Source organism: Streptomyces sp. NPDC056600 (assembly GCF_042792855.1).
Lineage (GTDB): Bacteria > Actinomycetota > Actinomycetes > Streptomycetales > Streptomycetaceae > Streptomyces.
Window position 1 is genome coordinate 1 of the sequence record NZ_JBHTVQ010000066.1, and the last position, 13,408, is coordinate 13,408.

General features: G+C 72.8%; 11 protein-coding genes and 1 pseudogene. 4 read left to right on the forward strand and 8 right to left on the reverse strand.

Annotated features, from left to right (window positions below; translation table 11 throughout):
* Nucleotides 1–73: 73 nt before the first annotated feature.
* From ACFRAV_RS26255 to ACFRAV_RS26280, 6 genes are all read right to left on the reverse strand, one after another.
* A complete protein-coding gene (locus tag ACFRAV_RS26255; RefSeq protein ID WP_382558735.1) occupies nt 74–1,147 on the reverse strand; it encodes an LLM class flavin-dependent oxidoreductase in 1,074 nt (357 codons plus the stop codon).
* Between the two features lie 12 nt (nt 1,148–1,159).
* Nucleotides 1,160–2,023, reverse strand: coding sequence for an ABC transporter substrate-binding protein (locus ACFRAV_RS26260; RefSeq protein WP_382558737.1), 864 nt, complete (start codon nt 2,021–2,023; stop codon nt 1,160–1,162).
* A gap of 104 nt (nt 2,024–2,127) precedes the next feature.
* A complete protein-coding gene (locus ACFRAV_RS26265) occupies nt 2,128–2,892 on the reverse strand; it encodes an ABC transporter ATP-binding protein (protein WP_382558739.1) in 765 nt (254 codons plus the stop codon).
* Nucleotides 2,889–3,698, reverse strand: coding sequence for an ABC transporter permease (locus ACFRAV_RS26270; RefSeq protein WP_382558741.1), 810 nt, complete (start codon nt 3,696–3,698; stop codon nt 2,889–2,891). Before ACFRAV_RS26270 ends, ACFRAV_RS26265 begins: the two co-directional genes overlap by 4 nt.
* Before the next feature lie 158 nt (nt 3,699–3,856).
* Nucleotides 3,857–4,879 (reverse strand): NrtA/SsuA/CpmA family ABC transporter substrate-binding protein, encoded by a 1,023-nt coding sequence (locus ACFRAV_RS26275; protein ID WP_382558743.1) that lies wholly within the window; start codon nt 4,877–4,879, stop codon nt 3,857–3,859.
* A gap of 79 nt (nt 4,880–4,958) precedes the next feature.
* Nucleotides 4,959–5,990, reverse strand: coding sequence for an ABC transporter substrate-binding protein (locus ACFRAV_RS26280; RefSeq protein ID WP_382558745.1), 1,032 nt, complete (start codon nt 5,988–5,990; stop codon nt 4,959–4,961).
* A 648-nt stretch (nt 5,991–6,638) separates the two neighbouring features.
* Here ACFRAV_RS26280 and ACFRAV_RS26285 point away from each other — a divergent pair.
* Entirely contained in the window at nt 6,639–7,430 is a 792-nt protein-coding gene (locus ACFRAV_RS26285) for an IclR family transcriptional regulator (protein ID WP_382558747.1), read from the forward strand.
* Between the two features lie 550 nt (nt 7,431–7,980).
* On the opposite strand, the pseudogene ACFRAV_RS26290 reads toward ACFRAV_RS26285, so the two are convergent.
* Together ACFRAV_RS26290 and ACFRAV_RS26295 are read right to left on the reverse strand one after the other, a co-directional pair.
* A pseudogene (locus tag ACFRAV_RS26290) lies at nt 7,981–8,449 on the reverse strand (transposase); the annotation flags it as partial.
* A gap of 509 nt (nt 8,450–8,958) precedes the next feature.
* A complete protein-coding gene (locus ACFRAV_RS26295; RefSeq protein WP_382558749.1) occupies nt 8,959–9,738 on the reverse strand; it encodes an SDR family NAD(P)-dependent oxidoreductase in 780 nt (259 codons plus the stop codon).
* Nucleotides 9,739–9,875: 137 nt separating this feature from the next.
* Between ACFRAV_RS26295 and ACFRAV_RS26300 the strand changes: the two genes are divergently transcribed.
* The 3 genes from ACFRAV_RS26300 to ACFRAV_RS26310 all read left to right on the forward strand — a co-directional run bounded on the left by ACFRAV_RS26300 (nt 9,876) and on the right by ACFRAV_RS26310 (nt 13,392).
* Nucleotides 9,876–10,724, forward strand: coding sequence for a helix-turn-helix domain-containing protein (locus ACFRAV_RS26300; protein WP_382558751.1), 849 nt, complete (start codon nt 9,876–9,878; stop codon nt 10,722–10,724).
* 370 nt (nt 10,725–11,094) lie between these two features.
* A complete protein-coding gene (locus ACFRAV_RS26305) occupies nt 11,095–11,901 on the forward strand; it encodes an alpha/beta fold hydrolase (RefSeq protein ID WP_382558753.1) in 807 nt (268 codons plus the stop codon).
* A gap of 117 nt (nt 11,902–12,018) precedes the next feature.
* The gene (locus ACFRAV_RS26310; protein ID WP_382558755.1) at nt 12,019–13,392 is read left to right on the forward strand and encodes an FAD-binding oxidoreductase; all 1,374 of its coding nucleotides are present in this window, start codon (nt 12,019–12,021) and stop codon (nt 13,390–13,392) included.
* Nucleotides 13,393–13,408 lie beyond the last annotated feature (16 nt).

Below are 13,408 nucleotides of genomic sequence, written 5' to 3' on the forward strand. Positions count from 1 at the left end.
GTCTATGCCGTGGGGAACCGGCCACCGCGGGCCGTGTCTCAAGCGGGGAACGACGTGCCGGGAGCGGGTCGGGTCACCGCCGGACGCCGAGTGCGGGCAGCACCGTCTCGGCCACCCGGTACGCCTCCTCCAGGAGGGGGTTGCCCGACAGGATGAACGTGTCGACCCCGAGGTCCTCGAACTCCTTGAGACGCTCGATCACCTGTGCCGTGGAGCCGACCACGGCCGTGCCGGGCCCCGGCCGGAACAGGCTCATGCCCGGCCACAGGTTGGGGTGGACCTCGAGCTCCCGGGCCCGGGCCGGGACCCTGCCGCCGTGCTGGCGGAACTGGCGCTGCCAGCCCACCCCGTCGCTCGCCTCCTCGCTGCCGAGCTGCCGGGCGTAGGTGGCCTCGCTGGTCACGTCCAGGAGCCGGTCGGCGGCGGCCCACGCCTCGTCCTCGGTGTCACGGACGATCAGGTGCAGCCGCAGTCCGACGCGCAGGGTCCGCCCGTACGCGGTGGCCCGAGCCCGCACCCGGTCGAGCTTCTCCTTGAGCAGGTGCGGGGGTTCGCCCCAGGTCAGGTAGACGTCGACGTGCTGGGCGGCCATCTCGATGCCCGGCTCCGACGAACCGCCGAACCACAGGGGGATGTGCGGGGCCTGGACCGGCCGCAGGTCGCGGAAGGAGGAGCCCGCGCCCTTCAGGTCGTAGAACCGGCCCTTGTGGTCGAAGACCTCTCCGGCGGTGAGCCGCTTCACGATCGACCAGTACTCGGCGCTGAGTTCGTACCGCTCGTCGTGTCCGACCTGGAGGCCGTACTCGCCGAGCACCTTGGTCGAGCCGTTGACGACGTTGAAGCGCAGTCGTCCGCCGAAGAGGTTGTCGAAGCTGAGCGCCATCTTGGCCAGCAGGGTCGGCGAGATCAGGCCGGGGTGCACGGCGAGCAGCGGCCTGAACCGGTTGCTGGTGGCGGCGGACAGGGCACTGCCCAGCGGCCACACGTCGTACAAGTCGGTGGCGAGCAACGCACCCGTGTAGCCGAGGCGTTCGACGGTGCCGGCGAGCTGCTGGAGGTAGCCGAGGTCGACCTGCCTGCGGCCGCCCGGCTCCCACGGGTAGGCGCCCTCGCGGGGAATGATGTACCAGAGGACTTCGGAGGCCATGTCGCGGGCCTCTCAGTCCCGGCCGGCGACGGCGTGCGCGACGGTCACCGGCCGTTCGACGAAGCCGATGCGGGCGAAGATGTCGGCGGCCTCCTGCTGCTCGGCCAGGAACGCCTCGCCGACCTCCTCGGTCTTCCACGGCAGGGCGCGCAGCGCCGTCTCCCAGTCGTCGACAGTGCCGCCCTGGTGCCCGGCGGCGATCTCGGCGGCCTCCCGCGGGTGGGCGGCCGCCCACTCGTCGGCGCGCCGCAGCGCCCGGTTCAGCGCCTCGACGACCTCGGGACGCTTCTCGGCCAGCTCCCTGCGGGTGAAGAACACCGAGCGGTCGGTGATGACGTCGGCGGTGGGGACCAGCACGCGGACCCCGCCGGTGCGCAGCGCGGCGGCGAGCTGCGGGCCCTGCGCGACCCAGGCGGTGATCTCCCCGGAGCGCAGGAGGGCCTCGCTGTCCTCGCCTGCGCGCACGGCGGTGATGTCGTCGGCGTACGACAGGCCGGCGTCGTCGAGTGCCTTGGCGATCAGGTGGGTCTGCCAGGAGCCGATCGCCAGGTGGACGGTGCCGCCCTTCAGGTCGGTGACCTCGCGCACCCGGCCGTCCTCGGTGACCAGGAGGGCGCCGTGGTCGGGGCGCGGGGCCGAGACGGCGGTGTACACGATGTCGTGCCCGGCGGCCTGGGCGGTGATGGGCGGGGTCGAGCCGGTGCCGCCGAAGTCGATCACGCCCTCGGTGAGGAGGGCCCCGGTGCGGACGCCGTCGGTGTACACGTGGAACACGGGGGTCTCGCCGACGGCGGCGAGCTCCTCGGCGGCGAGGTCGAGGCGAGACAGGTAGTACAGGGTGGGGTTGCTGTTGTGGACGCCGATGGTGACGGTCATGACGGATCACTCCGGGATCGGGTTCGGGTGCGGTTACGGTTCGGGGGCGGTTACGGGGTGCGTGCGGGGGCGGTTACGGGTTCAGGCGCGGGTGCGGGAGAGGTTCACGGACGGTTGTCGGACGCGGACGCGGACGCGAGCTCGGCCCCGGGCACCGGGGTCGCCGCGGGGGCGGTCTCCGGCCCCACCCCCAGGTCGCGCAGGAGCCGTCTGCGCAGGGTGGCGAAGGCGGGGTCGCTCGGCTCCCGCGGCCGGGCGACGGTGACGGGTTCGTCGGTGACGAGCCGGCCGTCGCGCAGGACGCAGACCCGGTCGGCCAGCCGCACGGCCTCGTCCACGTCATGGGTGACCAGCAGCACCGCAGGCCTGTGGGTCCGGCACAGCTCGCCCACGAGGTCCTGCATCCTGAGCCGCGTCAGGGCGTCGAGCGCCGCGAACGGCTCGTCCAGCAGCAGGAGTTCGGGCTCCCGGACCAGGGCGCGGGCCAGGGCGACGCGCTGCGCCTCGCCGCCCGACAGGGTGGCGGGCCAGGCCCGCGCGTGCCGGGCCAGCCCGACCTCGGCCAGTGCCCGCGCACCGCGCGCCGCCTCGCCGCGCGGCAGCGCGACGGTCACGTTGGCCAGGACGCGCTTGGAGGGGACGAGACGCGGCTCCTGGAAGACCACGGTCCGGGCCTCGGGCACCAGCACCTCTCCCTCGTCGGCGCCGTCGAGGGCTCCGAGGATGCGCAGCAGCGTCGTCTTCCCGCTGCCGCTCGCCCCCAGCAGGGCCACGAACTCGCCCTGGCCGATGGTGAGGTCGAGACCGTCGAGGACGGGTCGGTCGCCGAACACCCGGCGCAGGCCCTTCACCTGTACGGCCGCGTTCATCGCTTCTCCCCCCGTCCCGCCGCGCGCCAGGGCATCAGGACCCTCTCCAGCAGCCGGACGATCCCGTCGGCGAGCAGGCCGAGGAGCCCGTAGACGAGGATGCAGACGGCGAGGACGTCGGTGCGGGCGTAGCTCTGCGCCTGCGCCATGAGGTAGCCGATGCCGGCGGTGGCGTTGATCTCCTCGGCGGCGATCAGCGCGATCACACTGAGCGTCATGGAGAGCCTCAGCCCGGCGAGCAGCGAGGGCAGCGCGCCCGGCAGGACGACCTCCCGCACGACGGCGAGCCTGCTCATCCCGAAGCTGCGCATGGCCTCGACCAGCTTCTGGTCGGTGTTGCGGACCCCTCCGGCGGTGGAGACGTACATGGGGAAGGTGGTCGCCACGGCGATCAGCAGGATCTTCGCGATCTCGTTGATCCCGAACCACACCATGAACAGCGGGACCAGCGCCAGGAACGGGATGGTCCGCAGGGTCTGCAGCGACGAGTCGAGGAGCTCGTCGCCCAGGCGGGTGAAGCCGGTGACGACGCCCAGGGTGAGGCCGGCGGTGAGGCCGATGAGCAGGCCGATGCCGGAGCGGGTGAGCGAGGTGGTGAGCGCGTCGCCCAACTGACCGTTGCCCCACAGCTCGCCGACCGCGCGCACCACGCCGGCGGGCGAGGCGAGGACGTCGGGGGTCAGCACCCCGGTGGCGGAGGCCGCCCACCACAGCACCAGGAGCAGCAGCGGGCCGAGGGCCCGCAGGGTCGTCGCGTAGGCGCGCGAGCGGGCACGCCGCACGGGCGCCCGGGGCGTCACGAGCACCGGAGCCCTCCGGCCGCGGTCCGTGCTCACCGCGGGCGTGGAGGCTGTGGACACCGTGGCCGTGGACGCCGCGGCAGCCGCTTCCGGACCCGCCGGACCCGCCGGACCCGCCGGACCCGGCGCCGGGGGCGCCTGGGCCGGGGTCGTCTGGGCCGGCGTCATGACAGCTTCTCGACGTCGATCAGGTGGGCGGCGATGTCGACCTCGCTGCGGGTGACCTTCTGCTCGGCGTAGAACCGTGCGACGTTCCGGAAGCGCTCGATGTCGGCGTCCCGGATGGGCTCGACGGTGGAGCCCTTGCCGGTGAAGTCGATCTGGATCCGCTTGGCCTCGCCGTTCAGTGCCTGCGGCCCGGCGTCGGTGTTGACGTTCAGGTAGGCGGCCGGGTCCTGCTTCTGCCTGGCGCTGCCCTCGTGCAGGTAGGCGTAGAGGGCCTTGACGACCTCCGGGTGTTCCTCGGCGAACGCGGTGCGCACCGCGGTCAGGCTGTAGTTGTCGGAGCCGATGGCCTTGCCGTCGGCGACGAAGTGCGCCTTCCCGGTGCCGAGTTCGGCCACCGAGTACGCGGCCCAGACCGCCCAGGCGTCGACCTTGCCCGCGTTGAAGACGGCGGCGGTCTGGTCGGGGCGCAGGTAGACCCGCTCCACCCGGTCCGGGGAGATCCCCTCGTTCGCGAGGGCCTTGAGCAGCAGGTACTCGCCGGTGCCGCCCTGGTTGACGGCGACCTTCTTCCCGACCAGGTCCTTGACCGAGTCGATCCCGGAGCCGTTCCTGGCGAGGATGCCCTCTCCGGCGGGGTCGGGTGCGGTGGCGGTGAAGAACTTGAACCCGGGCTTCTGGGTCAGGGAGGTGATGCCGGAGGTGATGGAGCCGGTGGCGATGTCCAGCTGGTCGGCGTTGAGCGCCTGGGCGGCGGGCGCGAAGGGGCCCGCGCTGCCGGTCCAGGCGACCTTCGCGTTCACCTTCGCGAGCGCCTTGTCCAGCGATCCGTCCTTCTTCCCGACGGCGAGGACACCCGAGTTGCCGGGGTCGGGGATGCGGATGACCACGGGATCGCCGCCGTCGGCGTTCGCGCCGCCGCCACCTCCGGCGGCCTCGGAGGTGCCGCATCCGGTGGCCGCGGCGAGCACCGCGGCGGACGCGAGGAAGGCGGGGAGGACACGGACTCTGAATATGGGCATGACGGATTCCTCAGGGGTGTGCGGGGTGGGCTTCACGGGGTTCGGGGCCGGGGCACGGACCGGGCGGGGTGCGCCCGCGTCAGACGGACGCGCGGTCGCGGTCCGCCGCCAGCAGGCGGGCGCGGCGCAGCGGCTCGGGGTCCGCCCAGGCCCGTACGTCGACGGGCTCCGGCAGGAAGCCGTGCGCCCGAAGCGCGGACTCCTGCTGGGCGAGCAGGGCGAGGCGCTCCTCCGACAGATCGGGGTGCAGGGCGCGGTGCGTTCCGGGCCGGTATGCCCCCCGGACGCCCTCGCTGCCTGCTCCGGTCTCGGCGCCCAGGATCCGGTTGACCTCCTCCGGCCGCCCCTCCGCCCAGTCGGCGGCGCCCAGCAGCACGGCGAGGAAGCGGTCGACGAGGTCGGGGCGTTCGTCGAGCAGGCTCTGGTGGACCGTGATGGGGCGCGGCGTGCCGTTGTTCACCCGGTGCGTGCGCGACGGCAGTTCGTCGAGCTCGACCGCGACCTCGGCGCCCGCGCGACGCGCCGCCTCGACCGCCAGGGCGCCCTTGACGTACACCGCGTCGACGTCGCCGCGCATGAGGGCGGCGAGCTCGTCCGCCCACTGCCCCCGGTGGTCGCCGGCGGGGACGTCGACGAGCACCGCGTCCTCCAGCGTGTGTCCGGCGGATGCCAGCGCGCCCTCGAAGCCGCGCAGCGCCATGGCCCGCCAGAAGTCGATGGCGATGTCGTGCTCGGGCACCGCGAGCCGCAGCGCGCGCAGGGCGGCCGCGCCCCGGATCCCTGATTCCGGGGCCACCAGGACGGCCTGGCGCTCCTCGATCCAGGTCAGCCCGATCAGCCGGGTCCGCTCACCGCGTGAGCGCGCCCACAGCGCGGGTACGTTGCCGCCCTCCCGGAAGAGTCCCGGCAGGGAGTGGGTGAAGTGGGTCCCGCGCCGGGCGTCGTCCACGTCGGGCGCGGCGTCCTGCAGGGAGCGGACGGTGATGCCGTCCGGCGCGAACTCGGCGGCGAGCCAGTCGCGGTCGGCGGCGACGCCGGTGGCCGTGGGCACCGGGCAGCGGGTGAACCAGAGGGTGTCGGGCCCGCTCACGGGCACGGGGGCATGCGTCATGGTCTCTTCCCTGGAGGGACGGCTGGGGCGAGGTGCGGGGCGCGGAGCCGCCGTTCGGTGCGGCGGGGCAGGTCAGCCCCGGGCGACGTCCGTGCGCAGCGACGGCGACGCGGACGGCGACGTCACCCGGTCAGGCGCGACGGCCGCACGGCGTACCGCGGCGTGTTGACGGGGCGTGTTGACGGCCGGCCGTCGGCGACGAGCGCAGGGAGGCGCGCTCCACTTCGGCGTGGGCGAAGGCGAAGGGCAGCCGGGACCACCGGAGTGGCGGCTGGGAGAGGTTCAGCGACAGGCGGCGCTGGAGACGCGGGCCAAGTCGATGTGGCGGCGCAGCGTGAGACTGCACCGCACGGGAGCCGACGGGACGAGGACGGCTGTGCGCATCACCCTGCTCCCTTCCGAGCCGCTGGACGTCCGCCCGGCCCGGTGGCCGGGGCGATGACCGCAGCCTGGCACGGCTTCGGACGTACGGGCAAGCGGCTTCCCATGATGTGGGAACGAAGGTGAACGCAATGTTTCACGATGCCTTCCAAGGCCCTCCACCCAGTCGGTGCGACGGATACTCACATGCCGCCATGTGGGACCAAAAACCGCCCGAACCAGGGGCCGGCGGCCCCGGCGGCCGGCGATGAGAGGAACCGGATCAAGATGCGCCCAACCCCCGACGGGGACGCGACGCCCTCAGGCGTGCAGGCGGTGCGCCGCGCGCTGAACGTGCTGCACAGCTTCCACGACAACGCGCCGGACCTCAGTGCCTCGGAACTCGCGAGACGCCTGGACCTCTCCACGTCCACCGCGCACCGGCTGGCCCGCACCCTGCTCGGCGCCGGTTTCCTGGAGCAGGACGCCCGGACGGCCCGCTACCGCCTCGGCCCCGCCGTCACCGAGCTGGGACGCCTGTCGTACCACCAGCGCGGCCTGCACCTGGCCGCCCCCGAGCTGGCCGACCTCGCCCGGCGGACCGGGGCCACCGCCGACCTGGCACTGCGCAGCGGCCCCCACGCGGTGATCGTGGCCGGCGGCTCGGTCACCCCGAAGGTGGGACTGCGCCGCCCGCTGCACTCCACGGCCCTCGGCAAGGTCCTCCTCGCCTGGCCCCGCCCGGGCGAGGGCGGCCCCGGGTCACTGCCTCCGCTGCCCGGCTTCACCGACCGCACCATCACCGAACCGGCCCTGCTGGCGGCGGAATTGCGGCGAGTCAGGGCTGCGGGGCACGCCCTCAACGACGGCGAGTCCGCCCACGGCGTGCGCACTTTGGCGGTGCCCGTCCTCGACCACACCGAGTCCGCCCGCTTCGCCTTGGCGGTGCGTGCCACCCCGGAGGTCATCACCCGCGCCCGCATGCCCTGGTTCCTCACCCAGGCCGACACCTGCGCCCGCGCCCTCGAGGTCCTCCTGCTCGCCCCCGGTGACCGCCGGCCCCCGGCCGTCACGCAGTGACCCGGCCGGCGACGCGAAGGGAATCCCCGGGGAATTCCTCAGGAGCTCCCCGGGTGCCGGAGATCCGGCAGACGCGACGGGGTTTCCGCAGGTGGAGGTGAGGGCAGGCGAGTCAGGGCTGTACGCCGGGTTCTGTTCCGACGGGGCCTCCCGGTCCCGTCGGCGACGGCCATCCATCCAGGACCGGCGTTGCCACCGGCCTCCAGCGGTCCACCCGCGGACATCGGGCGGGCGCCCTCGATCGTCCGCGGGTGGCTGGTACACATCAGGTTCAGGTCGAGACTCGCGGTGCAGGCGGCGATGGCGTTGCGCCTGACTGTCGCAGCGAAGGTTGAGCTTCTCACGAAGTCTGAGCGCTGGGCCGGCCGCACCACGGCCCCAACCGGGCTCCGTGCAATACCCTCCTCCTGGGCAACGCCCCCCGTGGTGCCTCGTTTCGAGGCCGGAGAACCGGCAACTACGTCGGCGGCTCGCCGCTCCAGACCCCGAAGTGCGCTCGCTGTCCGCAGCCCCGGCCGCGAACTCCTCAGGGACGCCATTGGCTGATCGTTTCAGAACGCCGGCCTGCGGTGACACCGGCGGTCCATGGATGCTTGGAGCCGGGGCTGGCACGGTCGACGGGAGAGAGGCCGACGTGATCCCCCCATTGAGGGCCAGGACGTCCGAACCGTCCACGGAGCAGTCGTCCAGGTCCAGCAGGTGCGCGCGGCGAAGCTCGGTCAGCAGGGCGGCGTGCAGGCGTGGCCGGACGTCGGCCTCGGTCCAGTCCCGTAGTCGGTGCCAGGCCGTCACTCCGGAACAGCCCACGTCTCCGCCGGGACGCGCCGCCAGGCGACACCGGTCCGCGGCACGAACAGGACGTCGGCGAGTGCTGTCCGGTCAGGAACACGCAACCGCCCGAGACGCCGGCGGCGCCGTTCGGCAGCGGGTGGCAGGAGCGGGGCCACCCGCTCCCACAGGTCGTCCGAAACAAGGTCAGCACGCACACGGACCCCCTGCCGACCAAGATCGTCGAGCACCGGACCCGCAGCTCGACGCACCCTGAGACGATCAGCAAGGAGAGCTCCGGCCCTCGAGACCCGACCCCTCTCCCGAGTCCTCGAAGCCCTCGCCGGTACCCGGCGGAAGGCCACCTGGTGGTTGCCCGGATCGGCTGATCCGGAGGGTCCGTCCCGCGGTCGGGCGACAGGAGAACGTCGAGGGCCATGTGCTGCACGCCGGGTGGAGGAGCACTCATGCTGTGATGCTCCGCCCGGCCGCCTCGGTGCGGACATCGCTCACGGCCCACCGGGCATGTGGCGTCGGGTGGGCCGTGCGGTTCCCGTTGTCGGAGGCGCCTGATGGGAGCGGGGACACATCTGGTGCATCAGGCCAGGAGGAGCCTCGCGTTGCCGTACGTTCAACACGTCCAGATCTTCTACGCCCGTGCGCACGCTTCCTCAGCGCTCCGCCTGTGGTGTCGGGCCGGCCCTCGGCGCCCCCAACGGGTTCAGCCGGCACCTCCGCTTTCCGCCGCCGGGGCACGGCGTCAGATGCGGAAGCCGCCGCTCGCCTCGATGCGCTGGCCGGTGATCCAGTGGGTGCCCTCGCGCGCCAGGGCTGCCACGGCAAGACCGATGTCGTCGGCGTGGGCGATCCGGCCCTGGGCGGTCAGCCCGCTGAAGATCTGCTGGAGGCCCTCGTCGCGGAGGTAGCCGCCGTCGAAGTCGGTGTTCACCGGGCCGGGCGCGACGGTGTTGACACTGATGCCGCGCCCGCCGAGCTCGACCGCCCAGTAGCGGGTCAGGACCTCCACCGCTCCCTTGACCGCCCCGTAGGCGGCGTAGGGAGGCGTGACGAACCGGGCGAGCCCGCTCGAGGAGTTGATGATCCGGCCACCGTCGGCGAGTAGGGGAGCCGTGCCGTCGGGGGCCGTCGCGAGGGCCTGGGTGAGCAGGAAGACACCCTTGACGTGGACGGCGAAGAGCTGGTCCAGGGTCTCCTCGTCGGTGGCACCCAGAGGAGTGTGCAGCGCGAACCCGGCGTTGTTGACCAGGATGTCGAAGGACTGGCGGCCCCAGCGGACGTTCAGGGCGTGCCGCACCGCGTCGACGAAGCCGGGGAAGGAGGCCGGTTCGGTCATGTCGAGCTGGATCGCCTCGGCGACGCGGCCCTGTGCCGCCACCGCCTCGACGACCTCCTTCGCCTCGCTCTCGTGGGAGTGGTAGGTGAGGACGACGTCCCTGCCGTCGGCGGCCAGAGCTTCGACGACGGAGCGGCCGATGCCGCGGTTTCCGCCGGTGACCAGGGCGATCGTGGTGGTGGACATACTGTGCCGTTCCTTCTGTCGGTGGTTCCTGGGTGACGCCTCCACGATGGGACCGACGGTCGACGGGAACCAGTGGGCACTTACCCAGGGGTCGGGACCCCCTGGGTCCGGCAGGCCCGGGCATGGATACTTGAAGGGTGAATCTGACCGAACTGGGCGTGTTCGTCCGATCCCGGCGTGATCGTGTCCGGCCCTCGGACGTCGGCCTGGTCGCCGGGCCCCGGCGCCGGGTTCCTGGGTTGCGACGCGACGAGGTCGCCATGCTGGCCGGAGCCTCGACCGACTACTACATCGAGATCGAGCGCGGTGGAGCCCAGCCGTCGGAGCAGATGCTGGCAGCGCTGGCCCGTGCCCTGCGGCTCACGGGCGACGAACGTGACCACCTCTACCGCCTCGCCGGCCGACCGCTGCCGTCCTCGGCAGGCTCGTCGGCACACCTCCATCCCGCCATGTCCGACCTGTTGGACCGCCTCGCCGCAGTGCCGGCCTTCGTCTGCACCGACCTCCACGTCATGCTGGCGCAGAACCGCCTCGCCGATGCCCTCTTCGGCCCGATCGCGCCGGCGACGGGTCCGGGGGCGAGCTTCGTCCACCAGTGGTTCACCGGTGATCCGCGGGCTCGCTCCCTGTATCCGGAGGACGATCACGAGCATCATTCCCGGACCCTCGTCGCCGACCTGCGCGCGGCTGTCGGCCGACGCGGTCGCGGCGACCAGGAGCCCTCACTGCTGATCGCCGAACTGGAGCGCCGCAGCGAGGAGTTCGCCCGCCTCTGGGTGGAGCGCGAGGTCGCGGTCAGGCGCTCCGACCGCAAGCGCGTCCGTCACCCCTCACTGGGGAGTCTGCACCTGAACTGCCTCAGCCTGTCGAGTGAGGACGGCCGCCAGCGGTTGCTGTGGTTCACCCCGGTGTCCGGCACGGACACAGCGGAGAAGCTGGAGTTGCTGGCCGTGCTGGGCACCCAGGATCTACGGGCCGAGGTGTAGCACGCGAGCCGGTCCGGGGCGCTCCGCACTGCGGCAGTGGCCCGGCCGCGCGGTGTGTGCCCGGCCCTCCTCTGCGCAGGGGTACTCGCTTCCGCGCAGGGGCACTCGCTCATGTCACCCGGAACGCGTCGCGGTGTCCTTCGGGCATCGACCGCGCCACCGCTTCGACCCTGGACCTGGTCGCATGCGGCGCCGACGCCATCGTCCGCGGCCGCGACAGGAACCGGGCGCCGACATCGTTCAGCAGGTCGAGGCGCTCAGATCGTCGGAACGTCAACAAGAGATAGAACGTTCGGTCTTGACAATTGGTTCGCCGGACGCCTCTAATGGGCAACAGCAAGACCGAACGTTCTACCTCGAAGGTTGCCTCATGCGTATTCGTATCCCCCGCCGCGTCGCGCTCACCGCCGGCGCTCTCGCCCTGTTCGGCGCCACCGCCACTTCGGGCGTGGCGATGGCGACCGGCGAAGGAGCTTCCGCCGCCGCTTCCGCGAAGCCGACCGTCGTCCTGGTCCACGGAGCGTGGGCGGACTCCTCCAGCTGGTCGCCGGTGATCGAGCGGCTGCGCAAGGACGGTTATCCCGTGCGCGCCATCGCCAACCCCCTGCAGGGGCTGACCGGCGACTCGGCGTACGTCTCCAGCTACCTGTCCACCATCGATGGACCCGTGGTGTTGGTCGGCCACTCCTACGGCGGCGCGGTGATCACCAACGCCGCCGCCTCGGACCCCGAGGTCAAGGCCCTGGTCTACATCGCCGGCTTCATCCCCGTGGAGGGGGAGACGGTGGGCGATCTGGCCGCCAGGACCTCGCCGTCCATCCCGCTGGTGTCGACCCCCGTCCCGGACGGGGTGGAGGTGTCCATCGATCCGGCCCACTTCCGGGACGTGTTCGCCGGTGACGTCGACAGGAGCACGGCCGCGGACCTGGCCGTGGTCCAGCGGCCCGCGAACACCAACGCGGTCACCGACGCCAGCGTGGAGGAGGCGTTCCGCACCATCCCGTCCTGGAGCCTGGTCACCCGCCAGGACCACGCGATCGCTCCCGACGTCCAGCGCTTCATGTCGGAGCGAGCCGGCGCGCACACCGAGGAGGTCGACGCCTCCCACGCCGTGATGATCAGCCGTCCCGGTGCGGTCACGCAGGTGATCGAGGACGCTGCCCGCCACACCCGGTGAACCGCGTCCCGCAGAACCGTCCCACCCGCGGGGACGCTGCGGGCATCCCCGGCCGACAGCCCCAGGCTGTCGGCCGGGCGCACATGTTCTGTTCGGACGTCCAAGAGAGAGGTGCACATGTCCGTGCCCACACCCCGGCCACTCACCCGCCTCGTCGACACCCTGCGACGCACGGTGGACGCGGAACGAGTCGTCACCACCGGGCCGGGCTACGACGCCGGCCGGACCATCTGGAACGGCGCCGCGGCCTCCCGTCCCGGCGTGGTCGTCCGGTGCGCCGACCCGGCCGAGGCCAGGGCCGCCGTGCTGGCCGCGAACACGTACGGAGTGCCCCTGTCGGTTCGCGGCGGCGGCCACGACTGGGCCGGCAGGGCCCTGAGCGACGGCGGCCTGACCATCGACCTCTCCGGCATGCGCCGGGTGACGGTGGATCCCGTGGCCGAGGTCGCCGAGGTGTCGGGAGGGGCCACGGCCGCCGATCTCGTCGCCGCCGCCCAGCCCTTCGGCCTGACCGCGGCGACCGGCACCGCCGGCTCCGTGGGCATGGCCGGGCTGACGCTCGGCGGGGGTTACGGACCGCTCGGCGGTCGCTTCGGCCTCGCCCTGGACAACCTGTTGTCCGCGGACGTGGTGCTCGCCGACGGCTCGGTCGTCACCGCGGACTCCGAGCGGGAACCGGACCTGTTCTGGGCACTGCGGGGCGGCGGCGGGAACTTCGGCCTCGTCACCTCGATGCGGGTGCGCCTGCACCACGTGCCCACGCTGCTGTCCGGCATGGTGATCTACCCGTGGGACCGGGCCGACAGCGTACTGGACGGGCTGTCGGACGTCCTGCTCGAGAGTCCGGACGAACTCACCGTGCAGTCCGGCGTCCTGTCCGGCCCGGACGGCGGGCCCGTGGTGTTCCTCTCGCCCACCTGGAGCGGCGACGACGTGGCGGCGGGAGAGCGGGCGCTGGCACGGCTCGGCACCCTCGGCCCGCCCCTCGTCTCCCAGGTCGCCCCGACCACCATGTCCGAGATGCTCGCGGCCGTCGACGCGCAGTTTCCCGTCGGCCGGCACGTCGAGATCCGCCCCCGGTCGGTACCGTCGCTCACCTCGGGCGTGCGTGACGTGCTGAGCCTCGCGGGCCACACGCTGACCTCGCCCCTCTCGGCCGTGTCGGTGCACAGCCTGCACGGAGCCGCGGCACGCGTCCCCGTGGCGGACACGGCGTTCGGCAATCGCGACCCGCACCTCATGATCGAGGTCATCGCCCTCTGGGAACCCGGCGACACCCGCGCGGCGGAGCACCGTGACTGGGCCGGCCACGTGGCCGACGCCCTCGAGCCCGAGGCGATGCCGGGCGGCTACCCCAACCTGCTCGGACCGGGCGAGACCGCGCGGATCGCCCATGCCTACGGCCCGAACACCGACCGGGTACTGGCGTTGAAGCGCCGCTTCGACCCGGACGACGTCTTCCGCGCGATTCCCCTGCCGGCCCTCTCGTAGAGCCCAGGCGCCCTGC